Here is an 18520-nt window from a genome sequence, read left to right on the forward strand (position 1 = left end):
GCTCCTTTCTCATTTACAACAATTTATCTAAAAGATACACCACTCAGATTTTAACTCTTGTTTTTAAACAACCTCTTTGATTTTTCCTCGAAATAAATCTCGCATCAAGTATAAATTAATTTTCAAGAGTTACTTAACTGTTCAGGGACAAAGTTAAGCATAATTGGTGATATAATCAGAAAATCACGTTGTATTTGTTGAGCAGCTCTGCGGGATGGTATGATTCCTTGGCATGGCGCAATCCGGGGTCGCCGACATCTTCCTCGCGGTTGATGTAGACAACTTCAGGATGGCGCTCGGTCATCATCGCGGCAAAGAGCTTGTTGACAGTCTCGCCTGCACCGTTGACTTCGTGGTCCATCTTTTCGATGTGGACGAAGAGGGTGTCACCCTTTACTTCGCCGAGGGTGAAGGCTACGATTCCGTGGGACGGAGTGGAAAGCACGGCGCCTTCGAAGCCGAAAAGGCCGGGGGTGGAGAGGACCTGCATCACCTGTTCGCGTTCGATGTCGGCAAGGGCCGGTTTGGAGAGCGGCAGGTGGTGGGCGAGGAAAAATTCTTTGACAGCCGGGAGTTTATCGGGTGTGAGCGGCTCGAAGGTGTAGCCGGGGTTTTCGGTCTCGAAACGGTTGACGTGGTTGCGCTTTTTGCCGAGCTTCTTGCCTGAGAGTGTGGCGAGCGCTGAGGCTTCATAGAGATAGTCGCTCCAGTCTTCGAGGCGTTCCACACAGCGTGCACCGAGGGCTTTGAGCGGGGCGACAAAGGCTTCAGGAACGGCGGAGAATACCAGTTCGCAGCCTTCGCGGCGACAGTAGTCATGCAAAAGAGCGACCGACTCCTCAAGCCCCATTTTACCTACGGGGATTGAGAAAGCCGGTCGGTTTACGTTGTCTTCAGTGACACCTTTGATGAAAAGGGTGTCGTTGAGGATGCAGTATGAGTAGTCGAAGTAACCGATCCACATGAAAGTGCCGCCGACGGTGAAGTCGCAGGTGCGGCAACAGGCCAGCGCGAGAAGCGGGCGCAGAGTTTCGATGTCGTCAATGCGGAGCGGTCTGAAGTCAAGTGAACATTCTTTTCCGGGACGTGGCCTTGTGGCTGTGAGCGGGCTGTGTGCCGGTTGTCGAAGCGTGATCATAATTAAGTTGTTTATGATTGTGTGTTTACAGAAAAACACACTGCGCCCCGATGAGGTTCACCGGAATTCAGAGGTTGCTGTTGATCACCCTCTTACTGGCGGCCTGAAGTGGCTACTTCGCGGTTGATCTTCGAAACGAGACCCTGGAGCACCTTGCCGGGACCTACTTCGATGAATTCGTCGGCGCCGTCGGCGATCATGTTCTGCACACTCTGAGTCCAGCGCACGGGGGCGGTCAGCTGGGCCACGAGGTTGGCTTTGATTTCAGCGGCGTCAGTGTGGGGCTTGGCATCGACGTTCTGGTAAACGGGAACCGAGGGAGCGTGGAATTCGGTAGCTTCGATGGCTTCGGCGAGTTCGGCGCGGGCAGGCTCCATGCAGGGAGAGTGGAAAGCGCCGCCGACTTTGAGGCGCATAGCGCGTTTTGCACCGGCTTCCTTGAGTTTCTCGCAAGCTGCGTCGATGGCTTCTTCTTCGCCTGAGATCACGAGCTGACCGGGGCAGTTGTAGTTGGCGCAGACAACGATGCCGGGGATTGCGGCGCAGATTTCCTCGACTTTTTCATCGGGGAGAGCGATAACGGCAGCCATTGTCGAGGGCTTGAGTTCACAGGCTTTCTGCATTGCGCGGGCACGGGCGGCAACCAGGCGCAGACCGTCTTCAAAGCTCAGGGCACCGGCGGCAACGAGAGCGGAGAATTCGCCAAGAGAGTGGCCGGCCACCATTGAGGGCTGGAAGTCTTCGCCCATTGTTTTAGCGAGGATGACAGAGTGGAGGAAGATGGCGGGCTGGGTCACCTTGGTCTGACGGAGATCTTCGTCAGTTCCTGCAAACATAAGGTCGGTGATGCGGAAGCCGAGGATTTCGTTAGCTTTCTCGAACATCTCTTTGGCCACTTCATTGTTGTCATAGAGGTCTTTGCCCATTCCTACGAACTGGGCGCCCTGACCGGGGAATACATAAGCTTTCATTGAATTGTCTTGATTTTGAATTCGTTTAAATTCGTTTGAATCTGATTGGTTTTGAGATGCAAAGTTACGCTTTTCCCTAATAAATTAAGGTTCAAAAACCATTTTTAACACGACATGTGCGGCAGGAGGCCTGATTTAAACACTCTGTAAGCAGAGATGCAGTGAAAAAATCACTAACTTTGCACAAAACCAAATATCAAAATGACACCTTGCATCTTCAATCTCGGCACAGGAGAGATCATTGTGATCCTCGTTGTGGTGCTTTTGCTTTTCGGCGCCAAGCGTATTCCAGAACTTGCCCGCGGTCTCGGAAAGGGGATCAGCCAGTTCAAGCAGGGAATGAATGACGCGGTAAGCGAAATCAAGGACAATACGACAGACAATCCCGACAAAACCTCCGGCACGAAGTGAGCGGGGAAATGGGATTCTGGGATCATGCGGAGGCCCTGCGCGGAGTGTTGCTCCGCATGGCGGCCCTGCTGGCTGTGCTCACAGTCGGACTCTTTGCCGCTATGCCCTATATCTTCGATTCGGTCATCCTTGCTCCCTGCCACGGCGATTTCGTGCTTTATCAGTGGCTCGACCGGCTGTCGGCCTCGCCTTTGCTGCCCGGCAGCGGCGGGAAGGATTTCGAGGTCAGTCTGATCAACATCCGTCTGGCATCGCAGTTTTTCATCCATATGTCGACCTCGTTCTGGCTTGCGGTGGTCGTGGCTTTCCCGATGTGTGTCTACCTGCTGTGGGGCTTTGTCGCTCCGGGGCTTTACGAGGAGGAAAAGAGGGGTGTCAGAGGGGCGTTTTTAGCCGGAAACCTGATGTTTTTCTTAGGAGTGGCCACTGGTTATTTCCTGGTGTTTCCTCTGACCTTGCGTTTCCTGGCCGACTATCAGTTGAGTGCCATGATTCCGAATCAGATCTCCCTGGACTCGTATATGGACAATTTCATGATGCTGATCCTGGTGATGGGCATCGTGTTTGAACTTCCGCTTGTCGCGTGGCTGTTAGGGAAGGCCGGTGTTGTCAACCGCGGACTTTTCAGCCGCTACCGGCGCCATGCGGTCGTGGCTCTCTTAGTTGCGGCGGCTGTGATCACCCCTACGGGCGATCCGTTTACGCTGATGGTTGTCTTTCTTCCTCTCTATCTCCTGTGGGAGCTTTCGGCTCTGACTCTACCTTCAAAAAAAGAAAAAACAGAAATAGAAACGATATGAAAATTGGCATTATAGTGGCCATGAGCAAAGAACTGGCCATGATATTACCTCTTCTCTCCGAACAGAGTGTTGAAACCCGCGGCGCTGTCACTCTGCACTGCGGCCGTATAGGACGGAATGACATTGCGGTGATGCAGTGTGGCATCGGCAAGGTCAATGCGGCCATCGGTGCTGTCAGTCTGATTGACGCTTTTGCGCCTGATGTGGTGATCAACACCGGAGTTGCCGCCGGAGCGGGTGACGATGTCTGTGTGATGGACATCGTTGTGGCCGACAGTCTTGCCCACCATGATTTCTGGTGCATAGGCGAGGAGTGGGGCCATGTCCCCGGCTGTCCGCGACTGTTTCCGGCAACTGTTCCTGCCATAGCCGAGAGGTCCGGTGTGAAGACCGGTCTGATTGCATCCGGAGAACTTTTCATCAGCCGCAAGGAGGAGATCGACGGCATCCGCTCTCATTTTCCGCAGGTGAAGGCTGTCGATATGGAATCGGCGGCGATCGCCCAGGCCTGCTGTCTGCGTCAGGTGCCTTTCATGTGTCTGCGGGTGATCAGCGATTCGCCCTGGACTTCGCAGAACAATTCGATGCAGTATGAAAATTTCTGGGAGGAGGCTCCTCAGAAATCGTTTGCGGTGGTCAATGAAATTCTCTCATCTCTCTGATTCATCAGCCATGGAAAAGATTGCAAGTTTTACAATAGATCATAACCGTCTGCTGCGCGGAATCTATGTCTCGCGCCGCGATGTCACTCCCTCCGGAGATGTGCTCACGACTTTTGACATCCGCATGACCGAACCCAACCGCCAGGAGGCACTGACTCCGAAGGCTCTTCATGCGATGGAGCATCTTGCCGCCACTTTTCTGCGCAACCATCCGCAGTGGAAGGACCGTATTGTCTACTGGGGTCCGATGGGTTGCTGCACGGGCAATTATCTGATCATGCAGGGCGAGCTGGAACCGGCTGACATCGTCGGTCTGGTCCGCGAGACGATGGAGTTTGTCGGTTCTTTTGACGGCGAGATTCCCGGTGCGAGTCCACGCGACTGCGGCAACTGGTCGTTCATGGATCCCGACGGAGCCCGCGAGGCGGCTCGCCGTTATCTTGATGAAGTTCTCGACTGCATCCGTCCTGAAAATCTCGTTTATCCCCGGTGATGAAAGATCTGAAGGGAATAAAGGGTAAATACTATATCGCCCGGCTGATCGAGGAGGGCGAACATGAGCATCAGGATTTCAAATTCGCGATCTCGGACGCGCGCAAGATAGCCCGCAGCATCTCGGCCTTTGCCAATCATGACGGCGGACGGCTGCTTGTCGGGGTCAAGGACAACGGCGCTGTGGCCGGTGTGAGAAACGAGGAGGATATCTTCGTGATTGAACAGGCCGCAGAGATGTATTGCCATCCTCCGCAGGAGATCCATGTGACGGCCTTCAGAGTGGAGGATGACAAGACGGTGTTGCGCATCGAGATAGACCGCGCGCGACGCCGTCCGGTGATGGTCTCCGAGGCAGACGGTTCGCGCCATGCCTACTATCGGGTGAAGGATGAGAACATAGCGGTCACGCCGCTGATGGTCCGGGCATGGGAGGCCGCGGCTTCCGAGACGGAGGGTGTGCTGATTTCCCTCAGTGAGTCTGAAAGCCTGCTGACCGGAATGCTCGCTTCAGGTCCTGTCGCTTTTGAGGAGTTCATGCTTTCGGCGAAAGTGTCGCGTTCGATGGCCGAGGATATAGTGGTGCGTCTGCACACTATGAATCTGCTCGATTTCGTCTACAACGGCAAGACATTTCTGCTGGCTCAGTGCCCTCATGAGCCGGAAGAAATTTAGATGGTGTTCAATAACAGGAATCAAACATCGTCTTAGGGGGTGAAATCCTACGTTTCAAGCCCTTTTACAGTTCGGTTGAATGCCGTTTTTCGGACAAATTTCAGGTTCGGATTTTCCCATACCTAATAGGTTGGTAAGGGGCTTTTGTCTTTGACCGCTGGTCCGCTCCGGTCAGTGGACAAAAGGGGAAAATCCGGTGGAAAAGCTGATGAAAACCTCCGACACTGCAAAGATAGTCATCGGAATTGCCTGATTGGTGCGATGATGCGGAGGATGACAAATAAATTTTATTGAAAATGGAGCGCCGCAGGTGCGAAACTGTTCATGTTTCGCACCTGCGGCGCTTTAGAATGTTGGACGGGATCTTTTAACACAGCATCGGACTCCTATGGAACCCGATGCTGCGGAAATCTTCATGCCGCTACGCGGCTATGACACTGGATAGATCAGATGCGTGATTTGATGGCTTCGGTTTCTTTTTCGTAGCCGGGCTTGGCCAGAAGAGCGAACATGTTGCGCTTGTAGGCTTCCACGCCGGGCTGGTTGAAGGGGTTGATGCCGAGGATGTAGCCGCTGATGCCGCAGGCTTTCTCAAAGAAGTAGATGAGCTGGCCGAGGTATTTTTCCTCAAGTGCGGGGATGGTTACGAGCATGTTGGGAACGCCGCCGTCAACGTGGGCGATGCGGGTGCCGAGTTCTGCCATCTTGTTGACTTCATCGACGTGCTTGCCTGCGATGTAGTTGAGGCCGTCGAGGTTGGCTTCGTCAGAGGGGATGAGTTTCTCGTGTTTTGTCTCGCCAACTGAGATTACGGTCTCGAAGATGGTGCGTTCGCCTTCCTGGATCCACTGGCCCATTGAGTGGAGGTCTGTGGAGTTGTCGACAGCAGCGGGGAAAATGCCAAGGTTTTCTTTGCCTTCGCTTTCGCCGTAGAGCTGCTTCCACCATTCTCCGAAGAAGTGGAGTTTGGGGTTGTAGTTGACAAGGATTTCGGTCTTCTTGCCGGCCTGATAGAGGGCGTTGCGGGTTTCGGCGTAGAGATATGCGGGGTTCGAGGCGTCAGCGGTGTTGGTCATCTTTTCCATTTCGGCTGCACCGTCGATGAGGGCGCGGATGTCGAATCCGGCAACTGCGATGGGGAGCAGACCCACGGGGGTGAGCACCGAGAAACGTCCACCGACGTTGTCGGCGATGACGAATGTCTTGTAGCCTTCTTCGGTTGCGAGGCTGCGGAGGGCGCCACGCTTGGCGTCGGTGATGGCAACGATACGCTTGCGGGCTTCTTCAAGACCGAGCTGGCGTTCGAGCTGCTCCTTGAGCAGACGGAAGGCGATGGCGGGTTCGGTTGTCGTGCCGCTCTTTGAGATCACGATTATGCCGAAGCGCTTGTCTTTGAGGTAGTCCTGAAGTTCGTAGAGATAGTCTTCGCCGATGTTCTGGCCTGCGAAGAGAACTTTGGGATTGCCCGGAACAGCGGGACGGTAGGCTGCAAAGCTGTCGCTGAGAGCTTCGATTACGGCTTTGGCGCCGAGATAAGAGCCTCCGATGCCGATGGCAACGACGGTGTCGCAGTCGCGGCGGAGTGCTTCGGCGGTAGCTACGATGTCGTCCAGAAGGGCATCGGTTGTTTCTGTGGGGAGGTTGACCCAGCCGAGGAAGTCGTTGCCGGCTCCTGTTCCGTTCAGAACTTTGTCAAGGGCATTGGCTGCCTTGGCATCAAGCTTATTGATCTCGTCCTGGCTGACTGTTCCGAGGACGTTTTTGATGTCAACGTGTAAGGTCTTCATGCTATATAAGTTTAAATTTGATTATCCGGTAAGATTGTTTTTCATATAAACCATTTGCCGAGTGAACGGATTGAACGTTCGGCGTTGGCGTGGCGGTAGAGTATGTCGTAGACCGCATCGAGGATCGGCATTTCGACCCCGTAGCGTTTGTTGATTTCCTTGATGCACTTTGTGCCGTAGTAGCCCTCGGCAGTCTGTTCCATCTCCATTCTGGCGGTGGATACCGAGTAGCCTTTGCCGATGATGGAGCCGAAGTTGTGGTTGCGCGAGAAGCGGGAGTAGGCGGTCACCAGGAGGTCACCGAGGTAGACAGAGTCGCAGATGCAACGCGGGCGCGGGCAGACTTCGTCAATGAAGCGTTCCATCTCGCGGATTGCATTGCTGACGAGCATTGCGAGGAAGTTGTCGCCCCCTTTCATGCCGTGGACAATTCCGGCGGCGATTGAGTAGACGTTTTTCAGGACGGCGGCATATTCGATACCTTCCACGTCGCTTGACGGAATTGTCCGTGTGTTGGGCGATGCGAGGCGGCTGCCGAAGAGTTCGGCGTTGGCCACGTCGTGACATCCGACTGTCAGGAAGCTCGGACGGTCAAGGGCCACTTCCTCGGCATGGCAGGGACCGGCCACAACCAATACGCGTTCGGGTTTCACTCCGAAGTGGTGGATGACGAAATCCGAGACAATCTCATTGTCGCCCGGAACTATTCCCTTGACAGCCGAGACGACATGCTTGTCAGAGATGTCGACGGTTATTTTGTTGATATGGGTTTTGAAGTATGGCGAGGGCATGACCATCAGAAGAGTGTCGGCCTCGGAACATACGTGGTTTATGTCACTCGAAAATTCAATTCGGGAGACGTCAAACTGAACATCGGTGAGGTAGGCGGGATTATGGCCGAGCTTTTTGAAATCGTCGATACGGTCATCACGCCGCATATACCAGAGGATGGAGTCACAGTTGCGCAGGAGGAGTTTGGCGAGCGCTGTTGCCCAGCTCCCGCCTCCCATCACTGCTATTTTGTTGAATGCCATTGTTATGCGCGAAATGATTTTTTGATAATCGAGATTATTCTTCGGCTGAAGCCGGCTTGGCGGCTGCAATCCATTGATCTACTTCCTCGATGAGCGGGGTCTTGAATCCGAGTTTGAATTTCTTGTTGATACCGCAGAGCTCCTGATGGAGTTTTCCGGCGCTCTGGGCTGAAAGGAGTTCGGTGGTGTAGACTCCGGCCTTGTAGAGAGGAGCTACCCATTCGGCGGGTACTCCGAGGGTTGTGAAGGCTTCTTCCTTGTCGCGGCGCTGGACTTTTTCGGGGCGCATCTGGGGGAAGAAGAGCACTTCCTGGATGGTGCTCTGGCCGGTCATCAGCATGACAAGGCGGTCGATGCCCATGCCCATGCCCGAAGTGGGGGGCATGCCGTATTCGAGAGAGCGCACGAAGTCCTGGTCGATGATCATGGCTTCGTCGTCGCCCTTGTCGGCGAGTTTCATCTGCTCGACGAAGCGTTCATACTGGTCGATCGGGTCGTTGAGTTCGGAGTAGGCGTTGGCGAGTTCTTTGCCGTTGACCATCAGCTCGAAGCGTTCGGTGAGTTCGGGGTTGTCGCGGTGTTTCTTGGTCAGAGGCGACATTTCGATGGGGTAGTCGATGATGAATGTGGGCTGGATGTAGGAGCCTTCACATTTTTCACCGAAGATCTCGTCGATGAGTTTGCCTTTGCCCATTGTCTCGTCGACCTCGATGCCGAGCGAGGCGGCAGCTTCGCGGAGCTGCTCTTCGGTCATGCCGGTGATGTCGATTCCGGTGTGCTCCTTGATCGCGTCGGTCATTGTGACACGGCGGTAGGGAGCTTTGAAGTTTATGATGTTGTCGCCGACTTTGACTTCTGTGGTGCCGTTGACTTCAAGGCAGATGGTCTCTACGAGTTTTTCGGTGAATTCCATCATCCAGTTGTAGTCCTTGTAGGCCACATAGATCTCCATGCAGGTGAATTCGGGGTTGTGGGTGCGGTCCATGCCCTCGTTGCGGAAGTTCTTGCCGATTTCATAGACACCGTCGAAGCCGCCGACAATGAGGCGCTTGAGATAGAGCTCGGTTGCGATACGCATGTAAAGCTCCATGTTGAGAGAGTTGTGGTGGGTGATGAAAGGACGTGCGCTCGCACCGCCGGCGATTGACTGGAGGATCGGGGTCTCGACTTCCATGTAGCCGTGGTCGTTGAAGAATTTGCGCATGGAGTTGAGGACTTTGGTGCGCTTGACGAAGATGTCTTTGACGCCGTCGTTGACAATGAGGTCTACGTAGCGGCGGCGGTAGCGGAGTTCGGGATCATCGAAGGCGTCGTAGGTCACTCCGTCTTTGACTTTCACGATCGGGAGCGGACGGATCGATTTGCCGAGTACAATGAGTTCCTGTGCGTGGACTGAGATCTCACCGGTCTGTGTGCGGAACACGTAGCCTTTGATGCCTACAAAGTCACCGATGTCAAGGAGCTTTTTGAACACGACATTGTAGAGGTCTTTGTCTTCGCCTGGACAGATTTCGTCGCGGTTGATGTAGACCTGAATACGTCCTTTTGAGTCCTGAAGCTCAAGGAAAGAGGCTTTACCCATGATGCGGCGGCCCATGATGCGGCCTGCGACAGCTACGTCGCGGCGTGGAGCATCGTCGGCAAAAGTTTCCTTAATTTCGTCGGAATAGCCGCTGACAGGGAATTCTGCTGCGGGGAAGGGGTCAATGCCGCGTCGGCGCATTTCGTCAAGGCTGCCTCGACGTACTATCTCTTGTTCACTGAGTTCAAGGACGTTCATATATTGATGATTTTTTTACTATATTACAGTTATAATATATAAGGTATAGATTATGTTCATTCTCTCCGGAGTGCGGAGGGGGAAATAATTGCAAAATTAAATAAATTTTCGCCTATGCCCAACAAAATAGGCTTCAAAACCTGAAGCCTATTGTTAAAAACGCTAAAATAGATCGGAATGAGAGCCGGTTCTGTAAAGCGTGATGACTTTTAATGTTTCACTCAGAGAATAGATCAGCAGCCAATCCGGCGAAATGTGACATTCTCTGTAACCGCTGAAATTTCCTGTCAAAGGATGATCTCGATTGGACGCAGTAAGCGGAAGCCCGTTGGCAAGTTTGAAGATAACCGTGTTGAGTTTTTCTTCATTGAGGTTGCGTTTACGGGCGAGTTTGAGATCCCGCAGATATTGACGGGTAAGCTCAATCCTGTATTTCATCTTTTACAGTTCTGAGATATTCTTCCATACTTTCACAGACGATTGTATGGCCTTCTTCTGCTTCTCTGAAAGCTGCGAGAGTGGTCGCATTCGGGATGTCTGCATCACGAATTTCAACGTCACAAACACCACGAAGCAATTCAATAGCCCGCTTGATGTCGCTTGTGAGAGATTTGTTTTCAATAGAAACAATTAACTGCGTCATGTTGATGTGAATTTTGTTACTACTACAAATATATTGAAAATATTTGTAGTAGTAACAATTTTGAGTTCATAAATGATCGGCGGCTTATGATATCTGTCAGCTGCGTGTCACGGTGAGACCGGAGCGCGAGAGGGCCATGTCAACGAAGCGGGCATTGGGGCGGAGGGGCTCGGAGTGGAGCGTCTGGCGGATGCGTGCCGCTGCTTCGGGATCTTTGGCGATCATGTAGAGATAGCCTCCGCCTCCGGCGCCGGGCAGTTTGTAGCCGAGGCAAAGGTCGTCGATGCGGCGTGTGATGGCTTCGACGGCGGGAGGATTGGTACCGCGGTCAAGGGTGCAGTTCTGCGTCCAGGTGGAGCGCACAAGGTGTCCCATCCGTTCGAAGTTGCAGCGCTGGATGGCGTCAAACATTTCGAGGGTATGGGCCTTCATGTGGCGCAGGAGGCGCAGCTGGGCGCCTTCGTTGAGGAACATGTTGCGGACGATCTCGGCAAGGATATCTTTGGCTGTGCGTGTGATGCCGGTGTAGTAAAGCAGATGGCAGGCGGCATATCCGGGATCTGTGAAGATGGTGTCGGGGAGCCAGTTGACAGCCGGATTCTGGTCGAAGCCTTTGGCGCTCTGGAGCAGTTTGATGCCACCGAGCACACCGCCGTACTGATCCTGCCAGCCTCCGCCGGTGGTGAGGAGCTGTTCGAGGACGAGGGTGCGCTTGCAGATTTCGTTTTTGTCCCAGGCGAGGGCGCAGAAGTCGCTGAGGGCGCCGAGGACAGTGGCGGCAAGGATGCTGCTTGTGCCTAAGCCGCTGCCTGCGGGGATTGCCGAGAAGAGGGTGATTTCAAGGCCTGAGCCGAAGTCGAGGAGCTGATCGCGCAGAGTGGGGTAGCTGACGCTGCAAAAGCGCGGGTGGAAACCGGCAAGGGCCAGGGCGGCTTTGGGGATGGAGAAGGGGCTGCCGACACGGTGGAAGTCGAGGATGGCATCGAAGGATTCGATGATCTCTTCGGCGCCGAGGTCGATGCTGCGGCAGATGATGTGGGGTTCGGGACAAGGTCTGACGTAGGCCTGGAGCGGCTGCTGGCCGTTAAGCTCGATGGCGAAGTTGATGACGTTGCCGCCTTCCATCAGGCAGAAGGGAGGTGTGTCGGTCCATCCGCCGGCGATGTCGATGCGGACCGGAGAACGGCTCCAGACAATCTGATCGGAGCAGACGTCGCGTCTGGGGAGTTCCTTGTGTTCGAGGACCGTGCGGGTCAGGCCTTCGCGGAGGAGCGAGAATGCACGGTCTTCGTCCTGCTTGGGATCGGCTCCGGAGAGTCTGCTGACTTCGGCGCGGAACATCGAGTCGCTGATTCGGGTGATGAGTGGTTCTTCGTCCGACAGGGGCGCGGGCATGGCGATAGAGTCCTGGGCAAAGGCTGTGGCGGCTTCGCGAAGGTCGCTCTGATAGAACACGCTGTGGCGGTGGTTGGCTGCAAGGGCCTCGCGGTTGGCGCGGCGGAAGTGGCGGCGCTGGTCGACGAGGCGGTCAAGGCGGGCGATGTCCGAGATGTGTTCGGCGCTGATCAGTTCGTAGGCCGAGAGGTCGGCGTCGCCGGAGAGCATTGCTTTGACCACACGGCCCATCTCAGCGATGTCACTGACGATCGGGAAGCGCGGACGGGTCTGCTCTTCGCCTGCGAATTTGTCGTCGATGCCGTAGACACGCACTGCATAAGAGGTGTCGCCGACAGGGACGATGTCCACGCATTGGCCCGGCGCGAGGGCCAGCTCCCAGTCGTTTTCAGGAATGCCGGTGAGGATATGGTCTGATGTGAGCTGCCATCCGCTTCCGATCTCGCTGTTTTCGATCCAGATGTTGGTGTTTGCGGAGGTGAATCTGATTCCGGCTTTTGAATTCTGGACGAAGATTGAGGGGTGGGGCTTGCGGTCGCGGTGCATGATCTCGCGCTGGTCATTGACGAGGTTCTGCACGGCGAGTGTCGAACTGATCATTTCGCGTCCGGTGCCGTAGTGGTAGAATTCGCCGCCGGGCAGTGGGACGATCGCCACTTTCAGTTCACGCAATTCCGGATCTTCCACTCCCGGATTGACACCAAGGGCGCAGCCGAAGTCGGAGTAGAGGTCATAGTCATGGAGTGATCCGTCAGTCGACCGGCTGCGACGACGCAGGAGTTCGATGGCGCGGTCGCTGAGGAGCCATACGCCGATGTCGGTCAGGTAATAGCCTGTCTGAAGGAGTGAGTTGAGAGTGTCGACGGAGGGTTTCTGCAACATGCGGTCGAGGATCGAGGGGGCGGCGTGGGTGCTGTAAAAGACGCCGTGGTCCTTGGCTATGGAAGAGTCGAGCCAGAGGCCGTAGCAGATTACGTCGGCTTCGGGTACAGGTGGCAGTTGGGCGGCAGCCCGGATGTAGACATCGCCGCTGACGATCATGGTGTGGACATCGGCAGGGGCTGATTCCATTATGCGCTCATAGAGCGGAAGCTGGAGGTCGAGAAGAGTCTGGGTGATCGACTGGCCGCGTTCCCAGCGGAAGACCGGCACGGGGGTCAGGATTTTGCCTGACGGAGCGTAGGAGGGGAGGCGGCGGCTCTGGCCTCCGGCGTGGAGGATGATTCGTTTTTCGCCTGCGAGCCATTGGTCAAAAGGCTGTGAGGCTGATTCTGACTGCCGGTGGCACTCTTCGAGGATCCATGTGGTGCCTCCTCCACTGCCGAGGCGGTGGCCTATGGGATCGGAGGTGCAGAAATAGTCAGTGGCCGGCAGTCCGGTGATTTTATGGAAACAACCGACGAGGTTGGGGGGGAGGGAAAGCAGTTTTTTTGTCATGACGTTGATCGGTGAGGATGACGAGGGTGGTTTTTACGGTTCTGAATTGTGTCTGGACAGGAGGGTTCATTCGATCTCTCCTGAATGGGCGCGGCGGTAGGCCCGCACTCCATAGGCGGTGATCACGATGAAACAGATCAGAGGTATGATGAAGGAAAGATTTGTCGACGGGAGATCGCCTGCGCTGATGCCTGAGTCAATGACGAGGGCCTGGAGCGGGGGAAAGACAGAGCCGCCGAGGATCGACATGATGAGTCCGGCGCTGCCGAATTTGACGTTGTCGCCGAGTCCGCGGAGGGCGATACCATAGATTGTCGGGAACATGAGCGACATGCAGGCGCTGATGCCTACAAGGCAATAGACTCCTGAGCGGTCAGTCATCACTATCGCACCGACCGAGAAGATGGCGGCAAGAATTCCGAGGATTGACAGGAGTCGGCCTGGGGCTATGTATTTCAGGAACCATGTGCACACGAAGCGGCTGCATGTGAAGCATATCATCGCTGCGATGTTGAATTTCTGTGAAAGGATTTCGGCGCTTCGCTCGTCCATGCCTTCGGACATGAACACGTGGGTGCCATACTGGATGATGAATGTCCAGCACATCACCTGGGCGCCTACATAGAAGAACTGGGCGATGACACCTTCGCGGTAGTTCTTGATCGCTGCCAGTTCACGCAGGGCTGTGGAGAGCTTTTTGCTTGAACGGGTGTCGCCGGCCTTGGGCATCTTGAGCAGGCGCACAAGTAGAATGATGACAAGAAGGACTGCCGCGATGTAGATATAGGGCTGGATGAGTACCCAGAGATCATCGCTTTTCACCTGCTCGAATTCTTCGGGTGAGAGAAGGGAACGCTGTGCGGTGTCAAGCGGATGGAGACGTTCCTGGACGAAGTGCATGGCGACATACATTCCTGCCAGTGCGCCGATCGGGTTGAATGCCTGTGCGAGATTCAGACGGCGCGTGGCGCTTTCTTCAGGTCCCATGCAGTAGATGTAGGGGTTGCAGCTCGTCTCAAGGAAGGACAGGCCGCAGGTCATGATGAAATAAGCGAGCAGGAAAGGGTAGTAGAAGCCTGCCATCTGTGCGGGGATGAACAGGATGGCTCCGGCGGCATAGAGCGAGAGGCCGAGCAGGACTCCGGCTTTGTAGGAGTAGCGCTGGATGAAAAGCGCGGCCGGGAAGGCCATGCAGAAGTAGCCGAGATAGAAGGCGACCTGGACCAAGGCTCCTTCAGTGACGCTCATGCGGAAGATTTTGGAGAATGCTTTGACCAGCGGTCCGGTGATGTCATTTGCAAAGCCCCAGAGGGCGAAACATGAAGTGATGACGATAAAGGGTAACAGAAGGCTTACGCCATCGCGTGAGAGTAACGATGCTTGTTTTGATGAACTCATGAGTTATTAGATGACTGTATGATCTGAAGTTTAGGCGTTTTTTAACGTGCAAATTTACAATAAATCGTTGATATATCCCCAATAAATGGCTGCCGGAATTACCGTTGGAGCTTAAAAAGCTGGGAAAATCGGTGAAAACGGTTGGAAGATGGCGGTTTGAGGATATCTGAAACTTGCAGAATGTCGCGGAAATTGATTTGGAGCTGATTTTTGAATGTCGGGAAAATTGGCGGGCGTTTGCGGAATTTGATGAAATTTTTGACCGGTTTCTTGATTGTGTTCGGGGATTTTATGTTACATTTGCTGTTGTAATGGCAAAATTTCAGATCAATATTCTCGGATGCGGTTCTGCGACGCCCACGGCGCGGCATCAGCCGTCGTGTCAGGTCGTGAATTTCCGCGATAAGCTTTTTATGATTGATTGCGGCGAGGGTGCGCAGTCGCAGTTCCGCCGCATGGGGCTGAAGTTTTCGCGTCTCAACCATATCTTTATATCCCATCTTCACGGCGATCATCTTTTCGGATTGCCGGGACTGCTTTCGACTATGGCGCTCCATGAAGTCAGCGGATCGGTGACGGTTCACATTTTCCGTGACGGCGCGCGTCTGCTGAAGGAGTGGATGGATTTTTTCAACCGCAATTCGCCGTTTGAGATTGTCTACGATGTCATCGAGGAGGGTGAACGCCGCGTGGTTTATGAGGACGGAGGCCTGACGGTGGAGACTTTTCCTCTCTACCACCGCACACCCTGTACGGGGTTCATATTCCGTGAGAAACCGAAACTGAGACATCTGCGCGGTGATATGGTGAAATTCCACAATGTCCCGATTGCGATGTTGCAGGCTGTAAAAGAAGGAGCGGATTTTGTCAGGGACGACGGATCAGTCGTGGCTAACGCACTGCTTACCACTCCTGCCGATCCCTCTGTCAGCTATGCCTATTGCAGTGACACGATGATGGATCAGCGCGTGGCTGATGACATCCGTGGGGTCGATACGGTCTATCACGAGGCCACTTATGACAATTCGATGGCAGAGCAGGCCCGTGAGCGCGGCCACTCGACAGCCCGCCAGGCTGCGGAAATCGCTCTTGCCGCCGGTGCGCGCCGGCTGATCATCGGTCATTTTTCAAAACGCTATAATTCCGAGGAATTGCTCCTTCGGGAGGCCGGAGAAGTTTTCCCGGATGTGACTCTGGCCAATGAGGGCCTGAGAGTCGATCTTGAATAGAAAGTTACTTAAATCAAATAAAATACTTATGCAAAATCGTATCATCGAGCGCATAGTCGCGCTCCGCAAGGAAATGAATGAAGCCGGCGTCAAGGCTGTGGTGTTGCCCCGCACTGACGCGCATCTGAGTGAGTATATCTCGGATCACTGGCATATCGTCCGCTATCTCAGTGGGTTCACCGGATCGGCCGGAACGATGGTTGTGACTGACAAAGAGGCTCTTCTGTGGGTCGACAGCCGCTATTTCCTTCAGGGTGCGCAGCAGATCGAGGGCACCGGTATCGTTCTTATGAAAGACGGTCTGCCTGACACTCCGTCAATCGTTGAGTATCTCTGCGAGAATCTGTCGGAGGGTGACAAGGTCGGAGTCAATGGAATGCTGATGTCTATTGACGAGACTGCCGCTCTGCGCAGCCGTCTCAATGCCGCCGGTATCGGTCTTGATGTTGATTTTGATCCGATTGACCGAGTGTGGTCTGATCGCCCGGCGCTTCCGTCGGACAAGATTTTTATCCACGATGAAAAATATGCCGGAGAGTCGGCCTCAAGCAAGATTGGCCGGATCCTCGAATCTGCCAAGGCTCAGGGCGCTCAGGCTTATTTTACTTCAGCGCTTGATGAAATCGCCTGGCTGCTCAACATCCGTTCGAACGATGTGCCATGCAACCCGGTTGCGACTTCGTTTCTCTATGTAGCTCCTGAGGGAAGCACCCTGTTTGTTGATAATGCCAAGATGACACCTGAAGTCCGGGAATATCTGGCTGAAGCCGGTGTGGGCGTGGCTCCATATACTTCGGTGCTTTCCGCACTGGCTGCATTGCCGTCGGATGTCAAAGTCCTTCTCAGCGGGTCGAGAGCTTCCGGCGCGATCGCCCATGTCCTTGATGGCCGTTATGTCAAAGGCGATTCCCCCGTAGCGCTTCCTAAGGCAGTCAAAAATGAAGTACAGATCGCCGGTATCCGTCAGGCTCATCTTCGCGACGGCGTGGCGATGGTGCGTTCTCTGATGGAAATCGAGCGCATCATGGCTGCCGACGGACATCTGACAGAAATGGATGTGGCCGACATTCTGCTCAAACATCGCTCCAAAGGAGATCTCTATTTTGATCTGAGCTTCGAGAGCATCTGCGGTTTCGGGGCTAACGGTGCGATTGTTCATTATACAGCCGATGAAACCAGCAACACAACCATCACCAAAGGCAATCTGCTGCTGATCGACTCCGGCGCTAATTATTTTGATGGGACCACGGACATCACCCGCACGATCGCCGTCGGCGAACCGTCGGCTGACATGCGCCACGATTTCACTCTGGTGATGAAAGGCCACATCGCTGTCGCTACCGCCATCTATCCCGAAGGAACCCGCGGCGCCCAGCTCGACGCTCTTGCCCGCATGCCGCTTTGGAAAGAGGGTAAAAGCTATCTCCACGGCACCGGTCATGGAGTAGGCCATTTCCTCAATGTCCATGAAGGTCCGCAGAGCATCCGCCTGAACGATACTCTGGCCCACCTTACTCCCGGTATGCTCACTTCCAACGAGCCTGGTGTATATCTTGCTGACCGCTACGGTATCCGCTGCGAGAACCTCGTGCTCACTATTCCTTATGAGGAAACAGAGTTCGGAAAATTCTACGCTTTCGAGACAATAACCCTCTGTCCGTTTGACCGTGCGCTGTTCGACACCTCGATCATGTCAGCAGAAGAAATCAAATGGGTCGATGACTATCATAAGACCGTCTATGACCGTCTCGCCCCGCTGATGGAGGCTGACGAGCGTGAATGGCTTGCAGCTGCGACTGCACCTCTGAATAATTAACGAACTGAAAATAACTGTAAAAAAACATGGCTTTGATCATACCCGTAAGGGGATTTACGCCCGAAATCGGCGCCGATACCTTCCTGGCGGAAAATGCCACGGTCATCGGTGATGTGGTGATGGGCAGCGAGTGTAGCGTCTGGTTCAACACTGTCATCCGCGGAGATGTCAATTCGATCCGTATCGGCAATCGGGTCAACATCCAGGATGGCTCGGTTCTCCACACATTATATAAGAAATCGACAATTGAGATTGGCAACGATGTCTCCATCGGTCATAATGTCACGATTCACGGTGCGAAAATCCATGATTATGCCCTGATTGGAATGGGCGCGGTTGTCATGGATGACGCTGAAGTGGGCGAAAACGCTCTCGTAGCCGCCGGATCGGTCGTGCTCTCGCGCACCAAAATCGGCCCGAATGAACTTTGGGGTGGAGCGCCCGCGAAATTCATTAAAATGGTCGATCCGGAGACCTCACGCGAGCTGAATACGAAAATAGCCCGCAACTATCTGATGTATTCACGCTGGTACACAGATCCGGACGCCCCGACAGATTTCTGAAACAACACAGAAAAGGCAGTGTCATAACTGTCTTTTAGCAACTGTTTGACAGAGAGGATCTGGACTTTCAGCTAAGTGAAAGTCCAGATCCTCTCTAAGAGGTTGTTTAAAAACAATAGTTAAAATCTGAGCGAAAGTTTTGAGGTGGATATGGATCTGAATCGAAGGAGCATAGCGAGCTATGTGGCTGAGATGAAGAGCCATAGGCGCCCAAAACTTTCGCAGGCGACGGTATTGTTGTTTTTTTCTGTCAATAATTTCATGTCTGAGAATTTTTAAAGTTACCTTA

18 protein-coding genes are annotated in these 18520 nt (G+C 54.1%); 8 read left to right on the forward strand and 10 right to left on the reverse strand.

The window, feature by feature from the left end; translation table 11 throughout:
* Nucleotides 1-175: 175 nt before the first annotated feature.
* Together K2H17_RS02535 and fabD are read right to left on the reverse strand one after the other, a co-directional pair.
* Entirely contained in the window at nucleotides 176-1138 is a 963-nt protein-coding gene (locus K2H17_RS02535; RefSeq protein ID WP_300131049.1) for a phosphatidylglycerol lysyltransferase domain-containing protein, read from the reverse strand.
* A 92-nt stretch (nucleotides 1139-1230) separates the two neighbouring features.
* Nucleotides 1231-2109, reverse strand: a complete 879-nt coding sequence (gene fabD, locus K2H17_RS02540) for an ACP S-malonyltransferase (RefSeq protein WP_300131051.1) — start codon at nucleotides 2107-2109, stop codon at nucleotides 1231-1233.
* A gap of 201 nt (nucleotides 2110-2310) precedes the next feature.
* On the opposite strand from fabD, the gene K2H17_RS02545 reads away from it, so the two are divergent.
* From K2H17_RS02545 to K2H17_RS02565, 5 genes are read left to right on the forward strand one after another with little or no spacing between them, the layout of a single operon-like run.
* Nucleotides 2311-2520 carry a twin-arginine translocase TatA/TatE family subunit gene (locus K2H17_RS02545; RefSeq protein WP_300131054.1) on the forward strand — a complete coding sequence of 70 codons (210 nt, stop codon included), beginning with the start codon at nucleotides 2311-2313 and terminating at the stop codon, nucleotides 2518-2520.
* Nucleotides 2521-2528: 8 nt separating this feature from the next.
* Nucleotides 2529-3320, forward strand: a complete 792-nt coding sequence (gene tatC / locus K2H17_RS02550) for a twin-arginine translocase subunit TatC (RefSeq protein WP_300131057.1) — start codon at nucleotides 2529-2531, stop codon at nucleotides 3318-3320.
* Nucleotides 3317-3982, forward strand: a complete 666-nt coding sequence (locus K2H17_RS02555) for a 5'-methylthioadenosine/adenosylhomocysteine nucleosidase (RefSeq protein ID WP_300131060.1) — start codon at nucleotides 3317-3319, stop codon at nucleotides 3980-3982. The genes tatC and K2H17_RS02555 overlap by 4 nt, the downstream gene beginning before the upstream one ends.
* A 10-nt stretch (nucleotides 3983-3992) precedes the next feature.
* Entirely contained in the window at nucleotides 3993-4475 is a 483-nt protein-coding gene (locus K2H17_RS02560; protein ID WP_300131063.1) for an S-ribosylhomocysteine lyase, read from the forward strand.
* The gene (locus tag K2H17_RS02565; protein ID WP_300131065.1) at nucleotides 4475-5149 is read left to right on the forward strand and encodes an ATP-binding protein; all 675 of its coding nucleotides are present in this window, start codon (nucleotides 4475-4477) and stop codon (nucleotides 5147-5149) included. Before K2H17_RS02560 ends, K2H17_RS02565 begins: the two co-directional genes overlap by 1 nt.
* Before the next feature lie 446 nt (nucleotides 5150-5595).
* Here K2H17_RS02565 and K2H17_RS02570 read toward each other — a convergent pair whose 3' ends face one another.
* The 7 genes from K2H17_RS02570 to fucP form a co-directional block, all read right to left on the reverse strand.
* Nucleotides 5596-6936, reverse strand: a complete 1341-nt coding sequence (locus tag K2H17_RS02570) for a glucose-6-phosphate isomerase (protein WP_300131068.1) — start codon at nucleotides 6934-6936, stop codon at nucleotides 5596-5598.
* Between the two features lie 41 nt (nucleotides 6937-6977).
* On the reverse strand, nucleotides 6978-7970 hold the full coding sequence (locus K2H17_RS02575; RefSeq protein WP_300131071.1) for an NAD(P)H-dependent glycerol-3-phosphate dehydrogenase: 993 nt from the start codon (nucleotides 7968-7970) through the stop codon (nucleotides 6978-6980).
* Nucleotides 7971-8004: 34 nt separating this feature from the next.
* The gene (lysS, locus tag K2H17_RS02580) at nucleotides 8005-9750 is read right to left on the reverse strand and encodes a lysine--tRNA ligase (protein WP_300131074.1); all 1746 of its coding nucleotides are present in this window, start codon (nucleotides 9748-9750) and stop codon (nucleotides 8005-8007) included.
* Between the two features lie 162 nt (nucleotides 9751-9912).
* Nucleotides 9913-10188: a type II toxin-antitoxin system YafQ family toxin gene (locus K2H17_RS02585; RefSeq protein ID WP_300131076.1), complete on the reverse strand. Its 276-nt coding sequence runs from the start codon at nucleotides 10186-10188 to the stop codon at nucleotides 9913-9915.
* Entirely contained in the window at nucleotides 10172-10393 is a 222-nt protein-coding gene (locus K2H17_RS02590) for a hypothetical protein (RefSeq protein ID WP_300131079.1), read from the reverse strand. The genes K2H17_RS02585 and K2H17_RS02590 overlap by 17 nt, the downstream gene beginning before the upstream one ends.
* A 96-nt stretch (nucleotides 10394-10489) precedes the next feature.
* Nucleotides 10490-13225 carry a bifunctional fucokinase/fucose-1-phosphate guanylyltransferase gene (locus K2H17_RS02595; protein WP_300131082.1) on the reverse strand — a complete coding sequence of 912 codons (2736 nt, stop codon included), beginning with the start codon at nucleotides 13223-13225 and terminating at the stop codon, nucleotides 10490-10492.
* A 66-nt stretch (nucleotides 13226-13291) separates the two neighbouring features.
* Nucleotides 13292-14623, reverse strand: coding sequence for an L-fucose:H+ symporter permease (gene fucP / locus K2H17_RS02600; RefSeq protein WP_300131083.1), 1332 nt, complete (start codon nucleotides 14621-14623; stop codon nucleotides 13292-13294).
* 311 nt (nucleotides 14624-14934) lie between these two features.
* Here fucP and K2H17_RS02605 point away from each other — a divergent pair, with 311 nt between their 5' ends.
* From K2H17_RS02605 to K2H17_RS02615, 3 genes are read left to right on the forward strand one after another with little or no spacing between them, the layout of a single operon-like run.
* Complete coding sequence (locus K2H17_RS02605; protein WP_300131085.1) at nucleotides 14935-15852, forward strand: ribonuclease Z; 918 nt, start codon at nucleotides 14935-14937, stop codon at nucleotides 15850-15852.
* Nucleotides 15853-15880: 28 nt separating this feature from the next.
* Nucleotides 15881-17668, forward strand: coding sequence for an aminopeptidase P family protein (locus tag K2H17_RS02610; protein ID WP_300131087.1), 1788 nt, complete (start codon nucleotides 15881-15883; stop codon nucleotides 17666-17668).
* A gap of 26 nt (nucleotides 17669-17694) precedes the next feature.
* Nucleotides 17695-18231, forward strand: a complete 537-nt coding sequence (locus K2H17_RS02615; RefSeq protein WP_300131090.1) for a gamma carbonic anhydrase family protein — start codon at nucleotides 17695-17697, stop codon at nucleotides 18229-18231.
* Nucleotides 18232-18252: 21 nt separating this feature from the next.
* Here the strand turns inward: K2H17_RS02615 and K2H17_RS02620 are convergent.
* A partial coding sequence (locus K2H17_RS02620) for a hypothetical protein (RefSeq protein ID WP_300131093.1) occupies nucleotides 18253-18520 on the reverse strand: 268 nt, incomplete at its 5' end.

The sequence above is a fragment of the Duncaniella sp. genome (assembly GCF_029054785.1).
Taxonomy (GTDB): domain Bacteria; phylum Bacteroidota; class Bacteroidia; order Bacteroidales; family Muribaculaceae; genus Duncaniella.